This is a genomic window from uncultured Limosilactobacillus sp. (assembly GCF_934202705.1).
Taxonomy (GTDB): Bacteria; Bacillota; Bacilli; order Lactobacillales; family Lactobacillaceae; genus Limosilactobacillus.
Genome location: NZ_CAKPYE010000010.1, coordinates 1 through 20,265, shown reverse-complemented (window position 1 = coordinate 20,265; position 20,265 = coordinate 1). Strand labels below are relative to the sequence as shown.

The window sequence follows — 20,265 nt, the reverse complement described above, 5'->3', positions numbered from 1 at the left end:
TAACGACTTCAACCTAATAATTTTATTCCATTGTTTGTGGTGACTTTTTCATGAATAAGACCGCCACCAGAATAATAATCGCTAAAACAATTTCACAAATTCCAGCATGAATAATCGTCGCTTTGGCAGTTGTTCCCAAGATTTCGCCAGCATATGGCGAAAGGAATGATCCTAAATTCGAACCAACTAACACGATTGATGTATAGAAAGGTGCTCGCTGTGAACTAGAAACTTCACTGACGCGTTCGAAAATATACGGAATGGCTAAGGAACTGGCAATTCCAGAAATCCCAGCAATCACTTGGACCATCAGAACTGAATGACTGATTCCAATCAGAAAGATACATAGTCCGCCTAATACAAGACTAAGCGGCAATACATACTTCCCGAGTTTTTTATAAACCGGGCCAAAGATAAAGCCACCAATCACGGTTGTAACGTTCACGATTGACCAAGTCGTGCTGGCCTGCGTCGCACTACCAATTCCTGATTGAACAAAGAACGTTGGTAACTTGACCGCAAAGACCATCGTCAACACTAGCAACAAGAAAATTAGAACGGCATACATAATGATTAATCCAGACGGATTTTTACCCATCGCTTGGTTCGTCGTCGCTTGCCAGCCTTCATCCTTAGGCTTTAGAGTAACTAACCCGACTTTCTCCGGATCAGGAACGAAAAAGACGAAAAGAAGTAAGGTGGGCAAGAATAGCAAGTACACCCAATATGCTTGGTGCCAGCCAAAAAGCAACAATTTACCAGCAACATAGGTCATAATGGCAGTCCCAATTCCAGCAACCGCTGACCGCCAGCCCATTAAGCGTGCTCGGCGTTCACCAGTAAAAAAGACCCCAATCATACTAATCGCTAGTGGATTAGCTAGACCAATTCCAATTCCGAAAACTGCTCGACTAACGAGCACCACGGTAAAGTTGTTTGCCATTGCCGGAACGACTGAAGAAATCGTCGCAATTAAAAGTCCCAGGATCGCCGTCTGTTTTTGACCAATTTGTCTAACCACCGCTCCACTGATTAAAACAAAGATAGTCACAAATACCGAAACTACGGTGGCGACTAATTCAATGTGCACCAACGATTGTGCAGGAAATGATTTCGCCATCCCGGGAATGGTTGCATTAACGACACTGGCCGCCTGCTCAACGATATTTAACGAGAGGAGTGCCAAAATGATTAGCCATTCGTGCCCCCTACTAATGCGTTGTGGCATTTAAATCACCTTCCTTTTACCGACAATACTTTTGCAATAGGTAAACTGGCGTGCAGCTCCACGCGTGGCAATAACTATTTACGATCGGACTCCCATATGGAGAATAATCTGGCTTGTCCGGTTCAAAGGCTTCCCAGTAAGTATCGGCGCCCAGTTGAACCATCTTGCCCCAATAGTCCTTAATTAATTGAACTGCATCATCCTTCAGACCCGCTTCAAATAGGGCTTGCGTAACGTGATGATACATATACGGCGTTGCAATCCCCTGAATTGGGAATAACTGATTAACCACTCGCTTCATCAATTGCTGGTTTTGGTCATCATCAAGGACTTTAGCAAGCACCATCCAGACTTGTGATGCCACATTGACTTCCTGATGATCACCAGAAACAAAGAAGCCTTGATCAGCGTCAAACAACGTTTTGGCATAGGCGACTAATTTCGTCAGCAACGTTTCATAGTCACTCACTGCCGAATCATCACCAATTCGTTTCCCTAAATCAATCAATTGACGAAGAGCGTAAATGGTAATTGCTTGGGCACAAGTCGTCTTATCAAATTCGTTCGACCAATCTACAAAGACTGGATAGTCATCGTTTGTCCTAACTTTTCCCTGATCGTCAATATATTGTTCAGTTGATTGCCACTGCTTCTTGGCGATTGGATAAAGATCTTGCAAGATTTCTTCATCTGGATGATGTTGCTCTAAATCATCCAATGTTGAAATAAAGAAGAGACTGTAGTCATACATAAAGGTATCGTCCGGAACATACTGCTGATTTGTAAAGACGTTCGCGCTGATGACACCATCCGCCGTCGTCATGGCACCAAATAAGTAGAGACATCGTTTGACCAATTGAACATCATCAAAGCTGGCGTAATTCGCTAATGCTTGTAGCCTCAAATCGCCAAGCCAAAGACGTCGGTCACGCTTCGGGCCGTCCTCAAAAACGTCTTGCATACATTCATGGAGCGTCGCGACCCCGACTTGATAAATCTGATCTAGTTCAGAATCACCAGTTTGTGGAGCATCCTTCACCGGTTGCTCAACCGTACTTTGGGCTGTCACTTCTGGATTTGAAAAGAGCGCGAACCACTTTGGCGACGTATCAATCACACTAATTTCTACATAACGGAAACTATACCGTCGTGGTAAATGTAAATCGGCTGGTAATTGATCTAAGTGAATAGTTTCTTCCTGAATCCAGGACTTGCTCAGCCAGCCATCATACTCGCTTGATTGGTGAGCCAACTCATTGGGCATTTCTGCAAAACGAATTCGAAAGGCTAGCGGTGCATCCATTGGTGAACCAGCGTGTTCAATCTGAACGTTAAACTTTCCCACAACATGGCGGCCAAAATCAATAATTATTTTACTGCCACGGGTCATCTTTAGTTGTGCTAAATCTTCCATCGTCCCAACGTTTTTGATCCCCACTTGTTCTAATTTTTCGGGATCTTTAACCAGTTCTACTAGCCGTTTCCCCTTCACAACGTTGATCTTGGTTTCTGGAAGATTTTCATCGGCCTTGTGAAGCAGTTTTTGATCATGGTTAAACTGCAGTCCTTGATTAATCTGAAATTTAAAAGCCATTGTAAATCACCCCTATTGACCAATCTTGTAATGCTTTTCCAAACGGATCATCGCCAGACCAAATGCAAAAGCAACTAAAATCATGATTGAGAAACCAACCATTGTTTTCTTAATTACTGATTGGACAACCAGCACCGGCGTCACAAACGCGAAAACTCCGCACAGGAATCGTGAGAAACCGCCAATGAATCCTTGAATCGAAGAACGAACCGCCACCGGGAAGGCTTCTTGCGTCCAAACTTTGTAGATCGCTTCACCCGCAATGTTGCTGCCAATACTGGTAATTCCAATCGCAATTACAATTGGCCAGAGGTCATGACGAAGAACTACTAGCGAAAACATGCCAACAAACTGAATAATCATCCCGATCACATAGAACTTGTTTCGTGATGGTGAACCAGCAGCTTTTGCAAATGCCATTGCAGCAAACAAAGAAATAAAGTTCAAGACTAATCCAGCCCCCGTAGCAAAGGTTTGACTAGCGTGCGCTTGCACTAACATAAAGGTCTGAAATTGACCAAACGTATTTGCCAAAATATTCCAGCAACAATAAAAGACGATAATACAAATAAACATCCGTAAGTACATTGACCGCTTTTTGCCAAATAAGACTTCCTTAACGGAAATTTTTGCGACATCCGTTTGCCCATGTTGTTGCGCTTTCTGCCGTTGATCACCTTCAGCGTGGAAAATCTTAAATTTCTTCGAGAAGGTTCGCCATGCCCAAATAATCAATGCAAAGATGGCCAAGCAGGCAAAGACCACTCGTGCACCACTTGCTCCAGCCATTTTCGAAACAATAAATGCCGCTCCGTAAGAAGCAAAGACACCGACTTGCCAGAAAATTTGTGTCGAAGCTACCAGCTTTGAGGAAGTTTGATCATCTGGCGCGTCATGACTAATCATCGTTAAGCTAATCGGTAAATCAAGTCCAGAAGCTAAACCAGTCACAATCGCACCACCAAGCAATGTCACATAGTTTGGTGCACATACACAAATTAACGCACCAATTGCATAAATAAAGTTCATCCAGTTAAAAGACCGTGCTAGTCCAAACGTTTTGGTAACCCAACCAGCTAACAATGAACCGACGGCGATTACAAAAGTTAAGGATCCAGAAATCACCCCAACTTGCCCATTAGTCAAATGTAATCCTAATTGCCAAACCGTTATCGTCGCGGACATGCCCACAATAATTCCGGAACCTAAAATCGAGCCAAAACCCGCCGCAATTGCCAGTGGCTGATATTTCTTCACCAAATTCGGTACCGTTGATTGATCATCCATTCTGATCCACTCCCTTGATTTTTTACTTATATATCAATTAACATGTTTAGTATAAGCAATTATGTTAGCGCTTTCAGTATCGACGGAACTGAACTTTGATTGCAAAATCTCAGAACAATCGATTGCATGTTAAGGGAGATGCAAAGAACTTGTTACCAAAATACTTTCTGCGTCAATTATTAGAAATTACACCAATTGAAAGGAAACAAATCATTGAAGATGGTCGCAACATTCCAGACGTCTTCCCCAGCCAAGACGTGAATTCAACAATTATCAAAATGCCCTTCTGGGACTTCTTTGATCATGGTAAAATCAGTGTGACTAAATCGAACCGGTTTTCCTACATTCCTGCCCACACCCATTCCTTTATTGAAATGAACTATGTGTTAAGCGGAAGTAGTCACCAGTATATTGATGATCAAAAAGTCGTTCTCCACCCTGGTCAATTATTAATTATGGATCGTGACGTCCAGCAAAGAATCAACTATGCTGGTAAAGACGACCTACTGATCAACATTCTGGTTCGCGATGATGACGAAATCAATCAATTATTATCAGGCTTGACGATTCGACAAAATTTAATGTGCCGATTTCTCTTTAACGCTGCCCAGCCAAACTTCAATCACGATAACTATTTAATCTGCAATTGTCACAACTCAGTGACGGCCACCAACCTCATTGAAGCCATCATTATCAATGGTTGGCAAAACAACGGCCAACACAACCAAATCCTCCAATTACTTACCAAATCATTATTACTAGCGACTGACAATCTGGTAATTCAACAGAAAACCAATTTTATTGATGTCCGACAGGATGAATTATTACCAGTAATTAATTATTTGAATACCCATTTTCAAACCATCACCTTGAGTCAATTGGCGACTCACTTTGGGTATAATCCGAATTACCTGGGTGATAAGATCAAACACACGATGGGCAGGAGTTTTAAGGAAATTTTACAACTGCGCCGACTCAACATCGCCTGTAACCTGATGGAACAAACAAATATGTCAATGCATGAAATTAGCGCTGCCATCGGCTATGAAAATCACTCGTCAATATTTCGCCTATTTAAAGACATCCTTCATACTACGCCCACTGAATATCGACAACGGGTTCGTCATCCGCGGCAGCTCGATATTGACCTTGGGTATTTTAGCAATTATGACAATAAAAACGGAGCAGACCAATAAATCTGCTCCGTTTGCTCTATGCATTGACTAATTCGATAAACTTCCGAACCACTTGTGGATCGATATTCGCCATTACCAAGGAACGTAGTGGGATATTTTCAAAAATTTCTGCACTATCCGATTGCAGAATCGCCGTTAATTGCTTACCCAAACCCGTTTTTTCCAAAGCACGTTGAATTTGTGGCGACTGATTATTGACCACGTCCACCACGTAAGTTTCCGGTGTGATATTTTGCAGCGGATCTACCCCCAATTGATAATCAAACGTTTGCTGTAGCCGAATATCTTCCACAGAACTACCGATCATGATCTCGTATTGACCGTTATCTGCTTCCCACATCCGTTGCTCATCGTTATACCAAGCAAAGGCCCGCCGACCTAGTAAGCATTTTACTGTTTTACTTTCACCCGGTTGTAAGCTAACCTTAACGAAATCGCGTAGCTCTTTGGCTGGCTTTTCAACTCGACTGACCTGGTTAGCAACATAAACCTGAGCGACCTCTTGACCAGCCACTTTTCCAGTATTGGTAATCGTAAATTCAACGTTCGCCCAATTATTCTGTTGCGTCACGATTAAATGGTCGTACTGGAAGGTAGTGTAACTAAGTCCATGACCGAATGGGAAGCGAACTGGCTGTTCTTTACTGTCATAGTAGCGATAACCGACAAACAGCCCTTCATGATAGTTTTCTTGACCCCGTTCACTATTAAAAGTCGGATAGGTTGGATTGTCCGCTAACCGTATTGGGAACGTTTCGCTAAGTTTTCCAGATGGGTTCACCTCGCCAGTTAAAATATCCCAAGTTGCTTCACCAACTGCTTCTCCAGCAAGATATGTTTCAACAATTGCATTTACTTGGTTAGCCCATGGCATCGCCACAACTGAACCGTTTTGGAGAACTACCGTGACGTGCTGATTGGCTTTGATCAATTCATTGAGCAATGCTTCTTGGTTAGTTGGTAGCTCGATCGTTGTCTTGTCGAAGCCTTCCGATTCCATCTCAGCCGGATACCCCATAAAGTAAATTACTTGGTCACTCTTTTTGGCTAGTGTAACAGCCTCAGACGTTAATCTTTGATCAACCGTATTACTGTCTAATCGATATCCTTGAGCATAGCTAGCATTCTGAGGCATTGCATCCCGCGGTGTCACAACGCGGTGAGCATTCACATGTGAACTACCGCCACCTTGGTAACGTGGTTTCGCTGCCAATTCGCCAATCACTGCAAGGGATGTGCCAGCTTGAATTGGTAGTTCTTCATTATGATTTTGTAACAGAACAATACTATCATCAGCTAACTGTCGTGCAAACCGGTGCTGGGCTTCTTTGTCATAACTTTCTATTGGACCCTTCGTCTGCCACTTTTCGACCATTTTAAGGACCCGCAATGCGCCCTTATTTAGCACTTCTTCATCCAGTCGGCCAGTCTTGACTGCGCGAACAATTTCATCAACTGATGGTTGCCCTTTCCCGGGCATTTCAAGGTCTAGCCCGGCTTGTAAAGCGGCAACATGGTCTGCCACCGCTCCCCAATCAGACATTACCAACCCGTTAAAACCCCATTCATCACGTAAAATTTTGGTGAGGAGCCGTTGATTTTGCGAGTTTAAGGTGCCATTGATTTTATTGTACGAACACATAATAGTCGCCGGATGGGCTTCTTTCACCACCCGTTCAAATTGGGCTAAATAGATCTCACGCATTGTTCGCTCATCCACGTTCGACGAATTGGTAAACCGTTGGTTTTCACGATTGTTCAACGCAAAGTGTTTAACCGAAACACCAACCCCCTTACTTTGGACCCCTTTGACATAGGCAGTCGCCATTCGTCCTGCTAACAAGGGATCTTCAGAAAAGTATTCAAAGTTCCGCCCGGCAAGTGGACTTCTCTTTATATTGACACCAGGCCCCAGTAAGATACCAACCCGTTCAGCTTTGGCCGCAACCCCTAAATGTTCACCTAATTTAAACAGCATATCATCATCAAATGAACTAGCGGTAAGTGCAGAACTTGGAAAACACACCGCGTCTACACTGTCGTTCAATCCTAAAGCATCACTACTATCAGCCTGTTTCCGCAACCCTGAAGGGCCATCCGTCATCATCATTTTGTCAACCCCGGGAACAGTTGCGGTAAACCAGAAATCATGTCCCGTTACTAAGGAGGCTTTTTCTTCAAGAGTTAAGCCATTAACAAACTCTCGATTAAGTTGCACCACTTTATCATCACTCCTTTTTACTGATATTATCATTATAGGACTAATGTAACCGCTTTATCCAGCTGCTCAGAACTGACTTTTCATTGCAAAATTACAGTTTATGCGTACTCCTTCGAGCTTTTGCCGTGCGCACGGTCCAAATCGTGTGCACAACTGGGTGCATCATATTCTTAAATAAACAAAAATAATCCTTGATATATCTTCATAAAATGCTGATATATCAAGGATTATTAAACTTAATAAAGTTTTGTTATGCGGCCAAGAGGATTCGAACCTCCACGGTCTAAACGACCACAAGATCCTTAATCTTGCGCGTCTGCCAATTCCGCCATGGCCGCATCAACAAATAGTATCATATCAAAAATACCATTCATTGACAACTATTTTTTCACTTTTCTTGTTTTTTCTAGGCGAAAGCGTCCGCCACACCGTGCACAATGGTAACGGTAAACATTAAAGCGCCGCTGTCGAAGCAGGATTACGCCACAACCTTGACAGCGATAACGGTAACGTGGCGTCTTCTGCTGAGCAGCCGTGCTCGTTAGTGGTGCGTAACGCGATCCACCAACCGCTTTTAATAGTGTTTTAAAGTCATGGTCACGATGCCGATAACCTCGACCAGCAAGATGGAGATGATAATGACATAACTCATGCAAAATCACCCGTTCAAGATTCTGTTCATCAAACTCTTCTAACATCAACGGATTGATATCAATGTGATGATCCGTTAAGTGATAACGACCACCTGTCGTCCGCAAACGGCGGTTAAAAACGGCTTGATGCCTAAACGGTTGATGAAAATAATGTAATGACAGTCGCTCCGTCAACTGCTGGAGTTGCTCATTAGTCATTATTGCTTACTGCTCCCTGGTTCAATCATAGTTAACTGAATTCGTTGCCGCTCATGATCAACTGACAGGACCCAAACATCAACAATGTCGCCAACTGCTACTACTTGTCGTGGGTCCCGGGTGAACTTCTTCGTTAATTGGGAAACGTGGACTAATCCATCATGCTTAACTCCAATATCAACAAACGCGCCAAAGTCCACAACGTTTCGTACTGTTCCCTGAAGCTTCATTCCTGGTTTTAGATCATCCATTGTCATGACATCCGTCCGTAACAGCGGTGCTGGGAGAGAATCCCGCAGATCACGACCTGGTTTTTGCAAGTCGGCAATGATGTCTTGAACGGTTTCCAGTCCATGGTCATCATTAACGAACTGTTGCGCATCTAAATTTTGCAACTGCTGATTAGCAGTTGCAGAACCCAAGTCGGCCATGTCAACCTGTACTGCTGCTAAAATCTTCTTCGCTAAAGAATAACTTTCTGGGTGAATATCAGTGTTGTCTAACGGATTTTCGCCATTAATGATCCGCAAGAACCCAACCGCTTGTTGATATGCTTTTGGTCCTAACCGCTTAACCTTCTTTAATTGTGTTCGGTTAGTATAGGCACCATTTTCATTTCTGAATGCTACAATGTTTTTCGCAATCGTTGCTGATAAGCCCGAAATATAAGTCAACAGTTGGTAGCTGGCGGTGTTTAAATTAACGCCAACTCGGTTAACAGCTCGCTCAATAACTGCCGCTAATTCAGTCTTCAACTCAGCAGTCGGTAAGTCATGTTGATACTGACCAACTCCAATCGCCTGTGGATCAATCTTCACTAATTCAGCCAGTGGATCCTGCAACCGTCGTCCAATACTAATGGCACTCCGCTTTTCAACGGGTAGTTCTGGAAACTCATCCCGGGCATCCTGACTGGCTGAGTAAACTGACGCGCCAGCTTCATTGACGATGACGTAGTAGACCTGCCGATCAAGCTTTTTCAAAACGTCTGCCACAAACCGTTCAGACTCCCGACTAGCAGTACCGTTACCAATCGCAATCATTTCGACATTATATTTCTTCAGCAGGTCAATAAATTGTCCAGCCGCCTGAGCTCGCTCCTTTTCCGGTGCCGGCTTATGGGGATAAATGACCGCCGTTGTTAATAATTTGCCATTGGGATCCATCACCGCAAGTTTACATCCGGTTCGATAGGCAGGATCAAAACCGAGTACCACTTTACCCTTAATTGGGGCCTGCATTAAAAGATTATAAAGGTTTTCACCAAAGACCTTAATGGCTTGTTCATTAGCATCGGCAGTTAATTGCCGACGCAGCTCCCGTTCGATTGCCGGTTGCAAAAAGCGCTTATAAGCATCGGTAGCTGCAGCTTCAACAAACTTGGTCGCAGCGTTTTCTTGATGCGAACCGATTAACCGAAATTGAAGATAATTAAGGACCGTTTGCTCGTCAGATGCCACACTTACCCGTAAGACCTTTTCTTTTTCCCCACGGTTAATCGCTAACGTTCGGTACGAGCTCATGTCCTTAACCGGCGATGAAAAATCATAATATTGTTGGTAAACTTTTAACTCATCATGATCTTCGCCGTTCTTTTTCAACGCAGTCTGCACTTCACCATGATTAACAGTATAGTTTCTCAGCCAACCACGCACGGACGTCATTTCACTAATGGCCTCCGCTAAAATTTCATGCGCGCCAGCCAAGGCATCTTCTGCAGTTTCGACATTTTCATTTATAAATTCTTCGGCTTTTGCCGTTAAATCATCTGTTGGATACGACAAAATCCAATTAGCGAGTGGCTGTAATCCATGTTCACGAGCGACCTGTGCTTTCGTTCGACGCTTTTGTTTATAAGGTAAATACAGATCTTCCACACTTGGCAGATCTTCCGCATTTAAAATTGCTGCTTTGAGCTTGTTAGTGAGTTTTCCCTGTTCTTCAATACTCTTAATTACAGACTGCTTACGTTCAAACAGTTCGTTAGCTTTATGGTATTGGTCTTGGATTCCTTGCAACTGGACTTCATCCAGGGTCCCCGTCATTTCCTTTCGGTAACGAGCAATAAAAGGAATCGTGTTCCCTTCATCCAGTAATTTTAAGGCTGCCTCAATCTGGTGTGCCTTCAGTTCTGGCATTGCGGTTGTGACCGCTTTAACAACACTTGTTTCCATCAAATTCTCCTGTCTTCTACTTTTGCCACCAAGTATCCGCAGGGGCTACTGGTAAGTGGCGTTTGTGGCGAGTCTTAAGATACCACGTTTCAATTTGCTTTGCTGCTTGACCATTAATGGACTTTCCTTCTAAATAGTCATCAATGTCATGATAACTAACGCCAAGCGCTTGTTCATCGGGCAAAGCGGGACGATCTTCTTCCAAGTCAGCAGTCGGTGTTTTTTTATAAAGGTGTGCCGGTGCCTTTAAAAATTCAAGTAATGATCGACCTTGCCGTTTGTTTAATCCAGAAAGCGGCGTTAAGTCTGCACCGCCATCACCAAACTTGGTATAAAATCCCGTCACCGCCTCTGCCGCATGGTCAGTACCAACGACAGCACCACCATGAGCACCAGCAATGGCATATTGAACAATCATTCGTTCTCGCGCCTTGATATTCCCCTTATTGAAATCAGAGATGTGTTGATCAGCAGTCGTTAGTTGTTCAACCATGGCATCCGTCGCCGGTTTAATATTCACCCGCACCGTTTGATCTGGATGAATAAAGTCATTAATAGCACTCATGGCATCCGCTTCATCCGCCTGTTCGCCATAAGGGAGCCGGACTGCAATAAATTGATATTGATCATTAGCGGTTTCCTGACGAAGCTTTTCAACTGCCAGTTGACATAGTCGTCCTGCTAATGAGGAATCTTGACCACCTGAAATACCAAGCACCAGGGTTTTCATCCCGGTGATTTTTAAATAATCCACAATAAAACTAATTCGTTGCTGAACTTCATTCGCTGGATCAATCGTTGGTTTGACGTGTAACTTATTAATAATCTCAGATTGTAACTCTTTCATTTTCAGCTCCTAATGTAAATGGCGCACTTTTTCGTGAATCTGCTGAATCATCTTCATCTTATTGTCATAACACTTTTGTGATAAATCAACCGGGTAAACTTCAGGATTAAGATCCCGTTTATATTCATCCCAAAGTTTATTAAGGTGCCGTTGTCGTGATGCTCGAATGTCATCCAAATCCGGTTCATCATAAACTAGTTCACCATTAACAAAAATGTCTTGAAGAAGTGGACGTGCCTCAAAATCATCAACCGTCTTGTTTAGAAATGTATAATTCGGATCAAACATAAACAGGGAATCAAGTTTGCGTGGATCTTCATCGCTTAACGTGACATAATCACCCTCGCTCTTACCATCCTTGCGATCAGTAATGCGCCAAACTTGATGCTTTCCTGGTGTCGACATTTTAGCGACATTATTTGACAGTTTAATCGTGTCAACCATTTGACCATTTTCGTCTTCGACTGACACCATCTTATATACTGCCCCCAGCGTCGGTTGGTCAAAAGCAGTGATTAGCTTAGTGCCGACACCCCAAGTATCAATCTTTGCTCCCTGCATTTTTAGGTTGGAAATGGTTTTTTCATCCAGGTCATTTGAGGCAATGATCTTAGCATTCGGGAAGCCGGCATCATCCAGCATTTCACGAACCTTTTTAGAAAGGTAGGCCATATCACCAGAATCAATCCGGACCCCCACAAAGTTAATCTTATCGCCCATTTCACGAGCTACCCGAATAGCGCTGGGCACCCCACTCTTCAACGTATCATAGGTATCCACTAAGAAGACACAGTCGTGATGAGTCTCTGCATAGGCTTTAAAGGCCTCATAATCATTCCGATACGTCTGAACAAGCGCATGGGCATGGGTGCCAGAAATTGGAATTCCAAACAATTTCCCTGCTCGGACATTACTAGTGGCATCAAAGCCGCCGATATAAGCTGCTCGCGTTCCCCACAATGCCGCATCAAACTCTTGGGCGCGTCGGGTACCAAATTCCATCACAATTTGATCGCCAACAATTGACTTTATACGGGCAGCCTTCGTTGCTACCATAATTTGATAGTTAATCACATTTAGCAGTGCCGTTTCCACAAGCTGGGTTTCTAGCAAGTTTCCTTCAACCTGAATAATGGGTTCATGATTAAAAACCAGTTCACCTTCGGCCATACTTCGAATATTACCGTGGAAATGAAAGTCGGCCAGATACTCTAAAAATTGATCATCAAATTGCTGCGTCGAACGTAAATAATCAATGTCTGACTGGGTAAAATGTAATTGTTGAATGTACCGAATGATATGGTCAAGTCCCGCAAAGACAGCATACCCATTTTCAAACGGCATTTTTCGAAAGAAGGTTTCAAAAACGGCTCGTCGATGACCTAATCCCTGTTGCCAATAGGTTTGCATCATCGTCAGCTCATAAGCATCCGTATGAAGAGCTGGACTATCATCTGGATAAAGAAACTTCATTATTTTCTCCCTTAAATAAAAAACAGCCGTGCTAGCAACATCCCAGCTACCAAACCGGCTGTTATGATTTAGTCATTATTTTTCAAGAACAAATTCAAAACGACTACCAACATATTGCGTATGCACGTATTCGAATGGTCGCCCATCTTGCAAATAGGAAATCTGCGTCATTCTCAACAATGCATCACCACGACGAATATCAAGATACTCCGCAATTTTTTCGGTAGCATTAGTGGCTGAAACCTTTTGAACGGCGTGTCCTGGATAAAGTTTTGCTTTCTCAGCCAGCGTCCGATAAAAAGAAGAGGTCACCTCATCCTTACTAAAATTCGTAATTAAGGATGCTGGAATCGTTGCAATTTCAAAACAGATGGGAACCCTGCTACCGTACCGGACTCGTTCCATCCGGAGCACCCGTTCACCAGCTGTTAGTTGTAACTTTTCTGCTTCACTCTCTGACGGAATGGTTAAGTGATACGAAACTGTCTTGCTTGAGGGAACTTTACCAATCGCCTGCATTAATTCCGTGAAGCTCGTTACTCCAGACATCTTTTCTTGGACTTTCTGGTTGGCAACAAACGTTCCGGAACCGACACGGCGTTCCAAGACCCCTTCATCTACTAAAGTTTGAATCGCCTGACGGAGAGTCATGCGACTAACACCAAAGTCCGTTGCTAACTCACGTTCAGCAGGAATTTTTTGGCCCACATGCCACTTTCCCTTTTCAATATTGGACCGTAGTTGATTATGAATCTGAATGTATACCGGTGAGCCCATTCTGCTCTTCCTCCTCCATCACTAATGCCATTATTTTAACACGGATCAGACGTTACCGTTGTTGATATTCTGTGTAATATTCATCAACCAAATCCAGCATGTCTTGTGCAATTCGGTGATAATCTGCAATTCTAAGGTTAGCCAACGAAACCCGGACATTCCCTTTTTCAGCACCAAAAGCCGTGGCGTCCATAATGACTGTCCCAAATTCAACCGCCAATCGATACGTAAAGTCTAAGTAGTTATAGTGTTGTTGATAGTAATCCGCAAACTCCTGATTATGACGTTCAGACATTAACCGGTCGATGTCGACTAATGTATAGTATCGGGTATTTTCAGCGGTTTGGTCAGCTTTTAGACCAAGCGTATTCCAGAATTCATTGTACCGATCTGCAACAATTTGACGTGAAGTATCAACATAGGTATCGCCTTCCGGTTCCCGCAAATTCGATAGTGAGAACATATCCATCATAATTTGCTGTGGCGAAGATAATCCGGCAGTATGGTAAAGACCGATTGCCCGACTATCAGCCACCATCCGGTCGATAAACTTCATCTTATGTGGGTCAGTCGCTACAATTGAGTAACGTTGTTCATCCAAATCATTCAAGTGCGAATTCAGTAAGTTTTCGTAGATTAATCTGTCACAAACATTCTTCTTGTGCATACAAATTAATCCTAACCGTTCCCCAGTAGCTCCGTAGAGCTTAGAAAATGAGTACACCAGGATTGTATTATGAGGCGCCACCGCAAAAATGGACTGATAATCTGGTGAAAAGGTTCCATAAACATCATCAGTAATAATGATTAGATTAGGGTTGACCTTCAAGACCTCTTTAAACTTTTGTAAATTATCTGGCGTGATTGCGCGTGCCGTTGGATTAGTTGGATTCACCGCAAAGAAGGCTTTAACTTTTGGATCCTTCAATATTTCAAATTGTTCATCAGTCATTTGCCAATTATTGCTCCGCTTGGTCGTGACCGTTTTAACATTAAAGTCGTATTCACTTAAGACGGGGATTTGCAAGTATGGGGTAAAAATTGATGAATTAACTACCACCGTATCTCCAGGATATAAAATATGCGCACTATGAAGTTCTTGGAAAATGTAAACCATCGCTGCAGTTCCGCCTTCGGTCGGAAAGATATCAACATCATTTAATAAATGTTGATCCTTAAAACAGTTTTTCTGCAAGTAATGCGCCAAAATTTGTTCGGTATATTTCAGGCAGCGTGGCGGGAATGGATAATGGTCCCCTAAAGCACCATCAATCAGTTCATACATAAACTCATCTCGATCAGTAATTTCAAGATGACTAATTGCTGCTTCAATCACCTGACGGAGAAATTCATCACGACGAGTCCCATCGTCTAATGATGTCATGACTCGATCATATAAACCAGTCTTTTGAACATTACCGGCCATTCCGGCATTATCCTGATAGGTTTTTTCAGCTTCCACAACACCGATTTCTAACAGTCGTGAATAGGCAAGCCGTCCACTAGTTTCAATCCAATTAGGGTTCCCCCGCCCACCATTGACCACGGGTTGTTTTCGTAAATTATTTTTGGCCAACTGTTTGAAAATCGCCGCAATTTCAAAATTAGAAAGTTGATCAAATTGTTTGACCCGCTTGTCATCGACTTGGTGAAAAATATTTAAATCTGCTGTCATGTTAGAGATCCTTCCCAAAGTTTCTAACCTTATTTAATCGTTCTTATTAATTATAACAAATTGGTGTACACCACGTTAGAATCACGATCACTTTTTATCGAATTAAAAAGCTGGCTGTCATCAGACAAGCCAGCTTCGCGATTAAGCTAAACTATTTATTTTGATTGAATGGATCCCAAGTGTATTTAGCCCGCGCACCACCAATCAATTTTGGACGGGAACGAAGGTAGGTCGTGTGTGCCTTGCCGACTTCCTTAACAGAAGTCCGAACTGGGATTTGGACAAACTTAACTTGCATCCCAATTGAGGTATCTCCAATGTCCATCCCTGCCTTAGCTTGCAGATGTTCAACTTCAACTGGATCCTCAAAGTTTTCAAAAGCGGCAATTTGACCAGCCCCACCGGCATGAATTTGTGGATAGACTGTAACAATTTCTAAGCCATATTGCTTTGCAACATCCCGTTCAACTACTAAAGCTCGGTTAAGGTGCTCACAGCCTTGAACCGCCAGATGAATTCCCAATGGCTGGAGAATTGAAATAATTTCTTTGATAATGGTCCGACCAATTTCAATGTCAGAATCCTTACCAATGTGTTGACCTTGGACTTCGCTCGTACTCAAGCCAACCACAAATAAGTCACCCTTTTCCAGTTTAGCTTCTTGTAGTAGTTCAGTTAAACCAGTATGGACTTCTTTTCGATAGGTTTCAAGTTCCTCTGTCATGATATCGTCCTTCCTTTTATGTCTATTATCTTAATAACTTCATTATAAAGTTCTCGACAAGAAAACGCTAGCAAATACCGTATGACAATGTTTCAAAAACGTCGAAATTTACATCTGAAGTTCACAAATGGACTTCAGCCAGGATTGAGTCCCTTCATCAAGCTCTTGATCAATCGGAAATGGCCATGGCGCTAATAACGCTTGAACTGATGACCACCGAATTTGTCGATCTTGCATGATTGAACTCAGCATTTGATCCACAAGGGTTTGCTTGGTTACGGTGTCCACGAATTTTTTAACCAAGGTCATTGAAATGATTCGCTGAGCAAGTAACTTCGCAACTTGCTGATCAAACATTACTTGGGACACTGGGTGCTTGACGACCACCCTTTTTTTCAATGGTAAAGCAGGTAATTCACGGTCTAAAAAGTGACTTAACTGTTGCCAGTTCTGACTAAGTTGATAGAAAAACTGCCATGGAACACGAGCGTTAACTGATGACAGTGTTTGCCAAAGTGCAGCTTTTAAATCAAATTGATTTTGAATTAACCGTGGCATTAACTCTTGTAAAAAACGTTGTCCTGTTTCCCGATCTACCGGATTAAAGTGCTTACCAGTGGTTAATCGATACCGAACAATCACAAAATCATTCACGATTTCTAAACTAATTGTTCGTTGCCGTTTTACTTGATGACGTTGCTGAATTGGCCGGCTGATTTTCTGATGATGGCTTTGTGCAAACTGACCCGGTTTTGGCATTTCATATCCTCCTTGACAAACAAAAAAGCCGCCACAATGTGACGACTTTGACAGTTGGGCTAGCTGGATTCGAACCAGCGCATGACGGTACCAAAAACCGTTGCCTTACCGCTTGGCTATAGCCCAATAATAAAAAATGGAGGAGGGTGGATTCGAACCGCCGAACCCGAAGGAACGGTTTTACAGACCGTCGCGTTTAACCAGACTTCGCTACTCCTCCGTGAGGTCTGTTGTTGTTTACTAACAATCAACATGTATTATAATACACAACTCCCCCATTTTTTGCAAGGGATTTTTCGGACTTTTTTGAAAAAATGTCCAACTTTTTAACAAAAAAAGGCGAACCATCATCATGATTGTCCGTCTAAATTCATTTAAAGATGGCTCTGGATGAGTATTTGCAACCGTTTAGCTATTAAAGCCATTAACACCCCAAAGCTAATGGTCACCAAGCCGATTATCAAGAAATATGGCACTTCCGTTGCGGTCGAGTAATACTTCACTAACTGTGAATTAATCGCCTGTCCTACGGCATCCGCAAGAAACCACATACTCATCATTTGTGAACGAAATACTTTTGGCGCTAGCTTGGTCGTAATCGATAATCCAATTGGTGAAATTAACATTTCCGCTATTTCGACAATCAACCAGGAACCAATCAGCCAGACAGGACTGACGCGTCCACTTGTTGTCCCATGGATCATCCCGGGTAATGCCATCCAGAGATAGGAAACACCAGCAATTATTAGCCCCGCTGCGAATTTAGTAGGCGCCCCTGGCTGGTCTTTCCAATGATCCCACAGCCATACAAATATCGGTGTCAGGATCATGATAAATAATGGATTGAGTGTTTGAAAATTAGCTGCCATCAATTGCCATTTGCCAATTCGTAAAACCGTTCGTTGTTCAGCAAACAAAGCTAAAACTACTGAGCCCGACTCTTCAATCCCCCAGAAAATTGCTGCTGCAATAAATAACGGGATGTAAGCCCAAACACGAACCCGTTCATTAGCTGTTACCTTGCGACTATTAAGCATCATAATTAAATAACCAATTGGCAATAAAATCGCCAACATACTAATCAAGGTAATTAAATTGGTGACGGTTAATAAGCGCATGGCGGCCATTAACGCTAAAATCACCGTCAAAGTAACGGCGATAACTCCCAACCAAATCATAATCGGTCGTAATGTTTCCTGATCAATGGGGTTATTAGGATACAAACTCTCTTTAGAAAGATACTTTTTGCCCCCAGAATAATATTGAATTAACCCTAGTAGCATTCCGACTGCAGCAAGTGCAAAGCCAGCATGAAAGTTCATTGATGAATCAATCGTGGAGTTTCTAAAACCGTTGGCAGCCCATGGCACTAACCACGGAGCAAGAGCAGCTCCTAAATTAATACCGAAGACGAACATACTGAAACCAGCATCCCTTCGCCGGTCATTTAGTAAATATAGTCGGCCCACCATTTCAGAAACATTTGGCTTTAAGAATCCCGTTCCACAAACAATGAGAACAATGGAAACATAAAGTGCTCTTAAACCGAGCGGTAATGCTAAAGCAAGGTGACCAAACATAATAAGCAGTCCACCAATAAATACTGTCCGGCGAGCACCCCAAACTCGATCTGCTAGCCAACCGCCAACCATGCTAGACAGATATACCAACGCGCCGTAGATGGACATTACCGAAGCAGCGGTCGTTTGCCGCATCCCGAGTCCACCCTGACTAACTGCATAATACATATAAAATAACAGAATGGCACGCATTCCATAGTAACTAAAACGTTCCCACATTTCCGTAAAGAAGAGGGTGGAAAGACCCCGGGGCTGACCAAAAAAGGCTGCGTCTAAGCTCCTTTGCGTTTTCATGCAATTCCTCCTAATTGAAAAAGGCACCAAAGTGGCGCACATGAAAATTTTATTAAGATTTCATTTGAAATTAATAACAACCTCGTTAGTATACACCTTTGATTGTTAAACGCAAAGTTCATTCGTCTAAGTTGATAATTTTACTCAAAATATACCAGTTTTCTATAAACAAGCGGGTGATCACAAAATATCGTGATCACCCGCTTTTGGATCGTTATTATTTAGTTACATTAGCTGAAGTTGGACCATAGGTACTCTGATCATCAAAGGCTTTGAAACTACCACCTTCAAGAGTGCCATACTTTGCTTCAATGTGATACTTATTTTTCCCTGTCTTAGTAATCGTGAATTGGTCTTGGCCTTTAGCACCAGGATACGTAATCATAACATAACCACCATTACTAGTCGCGTGACTACCATCGTGCATCGTCTTGGCAGAGTCATAGTTAAAATCGCTAAACCCACCCTTTTGAATTAAAGCAGCGGCATCTTCAAACGACAGTTGTGCAGTACTAGAAGTATTATGGCCTTTCTGGGTGGTTGAGGATTGTTTTGCTGATCCATTACCATTAGCAATTTTAGCGAAATTACTAGAAACATCCGTATTCTTTGTCGGGGTCCAGTTTGCAGTCCCATTCGTACTTTGCTCTACCAACGCGACTGGTTCACCGTTATGAAATGCAAACGCATACGTAATGTGTGTTGCCGCATTCCCTGGACGATCATAATTATACAAAGCAACCACATTATAGTCATATGATCCCTTGCCTGATGGCGCCCAACCGATTGAATCATTACTACCGTTTACGGTTGTCTTACCAAGGTCTTTTGGATAATACATACCGGCCTTAGTTTTTAAATCATTACTACCATCATATTTAATATAGGATTGCCCCATTGTTGGCGCCCATTGATTGATAAAACTCGTTAATTCCTGATCCTTTTTCTTATTCCAAAGAGCTGACGAGTTAGCATCAGCATTTCCTTTTTGCTTTGTCTTTGAAGATGCACTTGTACTTGTAGCTTGGTTGGAGTGATTGGTTGGTGAACTCTTACCGCAAGCGACTAATAAAAGCGAAATGCATGCTAACGCGCTAATTATGACTAAAGTTCTTTTCCGAAACATTATTCTATCTCCTTAATTGTTAATAATCGTTTTCTAGTATACTCGACAGAAAGCTAAACCTAAAATTGAATTTACTTTCGTGTCTCCATTACTAGAACGCTGAATGATATAGAAAAAGCCTACATATCAACACTTACGGTCCGATATGCAGACTTCCTAATACATACAAAGAATTTCAAATGCCAACTAGAGGAGTCGAACCTCCGACCTTCTCTTTACGAGGGAGATGCTCTACCAGCTGAGCTAAGTTGGCAAAAATAAAAAGGAAATGCCGATCGGTACAATCAACACTTCCTCTCAGCAACTGCGAATGTCGGGCTCGAACCGACGACAACCTGATTAACAGTCAGGTGCTCTACCAACTGAGCTAATTCGCAATAACGCGTGGCAACGTCCTATCCTCGCAGGGAGCGATCCCCCAACTACTTTTGGCGTGTTGAAGCTTAACTTCTGTGTTCG

General features: G+C 42.7%; 15 protein-coding genes and 5 tRNA genes. 1 reads left to right on the top strand and 19 read right to left on the bottom strand.

All coding sequences use genetic code 11. The annotated features are described in order from the left end of the window. Window positions 1–22: 22 nt before the first annotated feature. From Q0C76_RS07070 to Q0C76_RS07060, 3 genes are read right to left on the bottom strand one after another with little or no spacing between them, the layout of a single operon-like run. A complete protein-coding gene (locus Q0C76_RS07070) occupies window positions 23–1,228 on the bottom strand; it encodes an MFS transporter (protein ID WP_295731410.1) in 1,206 nt (401 codons plus the stop codon). Between the two features lie 16 nt (window positions 1,229–1,244). After that, window positions 1,245–2,822, bottom strand: coding sequence for an alpha-rhamnosidase (locus Q0C76_RS07065; RefSeq protein WP_295731409.1), 1,578 nt, complete (start codon window positions 2,820–2,822; stop codon window positions 1,245–1,247). Window positions 2,823–2,834: 12 nt separating this feature from the next. Further along, window positions 2,835–4,109: an MFS transporter gene (locus Q0C76_RS07060; protein ID WP_295731407.1), complete on the bottom strand. Its 1,275-nt coding sequence runs from the start codon at window positions 4,107–4,109 to the stop codon at window positions 2,835–2,837. A 149-nt stretch (window positions 4,110–4,258) separates the two neighbouring features. Here Q0C76_RS07060 and Q0C76_RS07055 point away from each other — a divergent pair, with 149 nt between their 5' ends. Next, window positions 4,259–5,305: an AraC family transcriptional regulator gene (locus tag Q0C76_RS07055; protein ID WP_295731405.1), complete on the top strand. Its 1,047-nt coding sequence runs from the start codon at window positions 4,259–4,261 to the stop codon at window positions 5,303–5,305. A gap of 16 nt (window positions 5,306–5,321) precedes the next feature. On the opposite strand, the gene Q0C76_RS07050 is transcribed toward Q0C76_RS07055, so the two are convergent. The 16 genes from Q0C76_RS07050 to Q0C76_RS06975 all read right to left on the bottom strand — a co-directional run bounded on the left by Q0C76_RS07050 (window position 5,322) and on the right by Q0C76_RS06975 (window position 20,183). Then, window positions 5,322–7,526 carry a glycoside hydrolase family 3 C-terminal domain-containing protein gene (locus Q0C76_RS07050; protein ID WP_295731403.1) on the bottom strand — a complete coding sequence of 735 codons (2,205 nt, stop codon included), beginning with the start codon at window positions 7,524–7,526 and terminating at the stop codon, window positions 5,322–5,324. Window positions 7,527–7,779: 253 nt separating this feature from the next. Beyond that, window positions 7,780–7,864 (bottom strand) — tRNA-Leu (locus Q0C76_RS07045). A 42-nt stretch (window positions 7,865–7,906) separates the two neighbouring features. Next, window positions 7,907–8,377, bottom strand: coding sequence for a SprT family protein (locus Q0C76_RS07040; protein ID WP_295731401.1), 471 nt, complete (start codon window positions 8,375–8,377; stop codon window positions 7,907–7,909). Further along, window positions 8,377–10,551 (bottom strand): Tex family protein, encoded by a 2,175-nt coding sequence (locus Q0C76_RS07035; RefSeq protein ID WP_295731399.1) that lies wholly within the window; start codon window positions 10,549–10,551, stop codon window positions 8,377–8,379. The genes Q0C76_RS07040 and Q0C76_RS07035 overlap by 1 nt, the downstream gene beginning before the upstream one ends. 16 nt (window positions 10,552–10,567) lie before the next feature. After that, a complete protein-coding gene (nadE, locus tag Q0C76_RS07030; protein WP_295731397.1) occupies window positions 10,568–11,398 on the bottom strand; it encodes an ammonia-dependent NAD(+) synthetase in 831 nt (276 codons plus the stop codon). A 9-nt stretch (window positions 11,399–11,407) separates the two neighbouring features. Then, window positions 11,408–12,871, bottom strand: a complete 1,464-nt coding sequence (locus tag Q0C76_RS07025; protein WP_295731396.1) for a nicotinate phosphoribosyltransferase — start codon at window positions 12,869–12,871, stop codon at window positions 11,408–11,410. A gap of 75 nt (window positions 12,872–12,946) precedes the next feature. Beyond that, on the bottom strand, window positions 12,947–13,648 hold the full coding sequence (locus Q0C76_RS07020; protein ID WP_295731394.1) for a GntR family transcriptional regulator: 702 nt from the start codon (window positions 13,646–13,648) through the stop codon (window positions 12,947–12,949). A 52-nt stretch (window positions 13,649–13,700) separates the two neighbouring features. Further along, window positions 13,701–15,323: a bifunctional aspartate transaminase/aspartate 4-decarboxylase gene (locus tag Q0C76_RS07015; RefSeq protein WP_295731392.1), complete on the bottom strand. Its 1,623-nt coding sequence runs from the start codon at window positions 15,321–15,323 to the stop codon at window positions 13,701–13,703. Between the two features lie 151 nt (window positions 15,324–15,474). Further along, window positions 15,475–16,047: a TIGR01440 family protein gene (locus Q0C76_RS07010; protein ID WP_295731390.1), complete on the bottom strand. Its 573-nt coding sequence runs from the start codon at window positions 16,045–16,047 to the stop codon at window positions 15,475–15,477. Between the two features lie 108 nt (window positions 16,048–16,155). After that, complete coding sequence (locus Q0C76_RS07005) at window positions 16,156–16,806, bottom strand: hypothetical protein (RefSeq protein ID WP_295731388.1); 651 nt, start codon at window positions 16,804–16,806, stop codon at window positions 16,156–16,158. A 54-nt stretch (window positions 16,807–16,860) separates the two neighbouring features. Further along, window positions 16,861–16,932 (bottom strand) — tRNA-Gln (locus Q0C76_RS07000). Window positions 16,933–16,943: 11 nt separating this feature from the next. Next, a tRNA-Tyr gene (locus Q0C76_RS06995) sits at window positions 16,944–17,026 on the bottom strand. A gap of 154 nt (window positions 17,027–17,180) precedes the next feature. Continuing rightward, entirely contained in the window at window positions 17,181–18,680 is a 1,500-nt protein-coding gene (locus Q0C76_RS06990) for a peptide MFS transporter (protein ID WP_295731386.1), read from the bottom strand. Between the two features lie 217 nt (window positions 18,681–18,897). Continuing rightward, the gene (locus tag Q0C76_RS06985; RefSeq protein WP_295731385.1) at window positions 18,898–19,806 is read right to left on the bottom strand and encodes a DUF4767 domain-containing protein; all 909 of its coding nucleotides are present in this window, start codon (window positions 19,804–19,806) and stop codon (window positions 18,898–18,900) included. Between the two features lie 180 nt (window positions 19,807–19,986). Next, window positions 19,987–20,059 (bottom strand) — tRNA-Thr (locus Q0C76_RS06980). 51 nt (window positions 20,060–20,110) lie between these two features. Continuing rightward, window positions 20,111–20,183, bottom strand: a tRNA-Asn gene (locus Q0C76_RS06975). Window positions 20,184–20,265 lie beyond the last annotated feature (82 nt).

Bases quoted from the DNA above. Each gene is read 5' to 3' on its own strand.
- Q0C76_RS07005 (WP_295731388.1), bottom strand. From the start codon at position 16,806: ATGCCAAAACCGGGTCAGTTTGCACAAAGCCATCATCAGAAAATCAGC.
- Q0C76_RS07065 (WP_295731409.1), bottom strand. From the start codon at position 2,822: ATGGCTTTTAAATTTCAGATTAATCAAGGACTGCAGTTTAACCATGAT.
- Q0C76_RS07015 (WP_295731392.1), bottom strand. From the start codon at position 15,323: ATGACAGCAGATTTAAATATTTTTCACCAAGTCGATGACAAGCGGGTC.
- Q0C76_RS07070 (WP_295731410.1), bottom strand. From the start codon at position 1,228: ATGCCACAACGCATTAGTAGGGGGCACGAATGGCTAATCATTTTGGCA.
- Q0C76_RS06990 (WP_295731386.1), bottom strand. From the start codon at position 18,680: ATGAAAACGCAAAGGAGCTTAGACGCAGCCTTTTTTGGTCAGCCCCGG.
- Q0C76_RS07060 (WP_295731407.1), bottom strand. From the start codon at position 4,109: ATGGATGATCAATCAACGGTACCGAATTTGGTGAAGAAATATCAGCCA.
- nadE (WP_295731397.1), bottom strand. From the start codon at position 11,398: ATGAAAGAGTTACAATCTGAGATTATTAATAAGTTACACGTCAAACCA.
- Q0C76_RS07040 (WP_295731401.1), bottom strand. From the start codon at position 8,377: ATGACTAATGAGCAACTCCAGCAGTTGACGGAGCGACTGTCATTACAT.
- Q0C76_RS06985 (WP_295731385.1), bottom strand. From the start codon at position 19,806: ATGTTTCGGAAAAGAACTTTAGTCATAATTAGCGCGTTAGCATGCATT.
- Q0C76_RS07020 (WP_295731394.1), bottom strand. From the start codon at position 13,648: ATGGGCTCACCGGTATACATTCAGATTCATAATCAACTACGGTCCAAT.
- Q0C76_RS07025 (WP_295731396.1), bottom strand. From the start codon at position 12,871: ATGAAGTTTCTTTATCCAGATGATAGTCCAGCTCTTCATACGGATGCT.
- Q0C76_RS07010 (WP_295731390.1), bottom strand. From the start codon at position 16,047: ATGACAGAGGAACTTGAAACCTATCGAAAAGAAGTCCATACTGGTTTA.
- Q0C76_RS07035 (WP_295731399.1), bottom strand. From the start codon at position 10,551: ATGGAAACAAGTGTTGTTAAAGCGGTCACAACCGCAATGCCAGAACTG.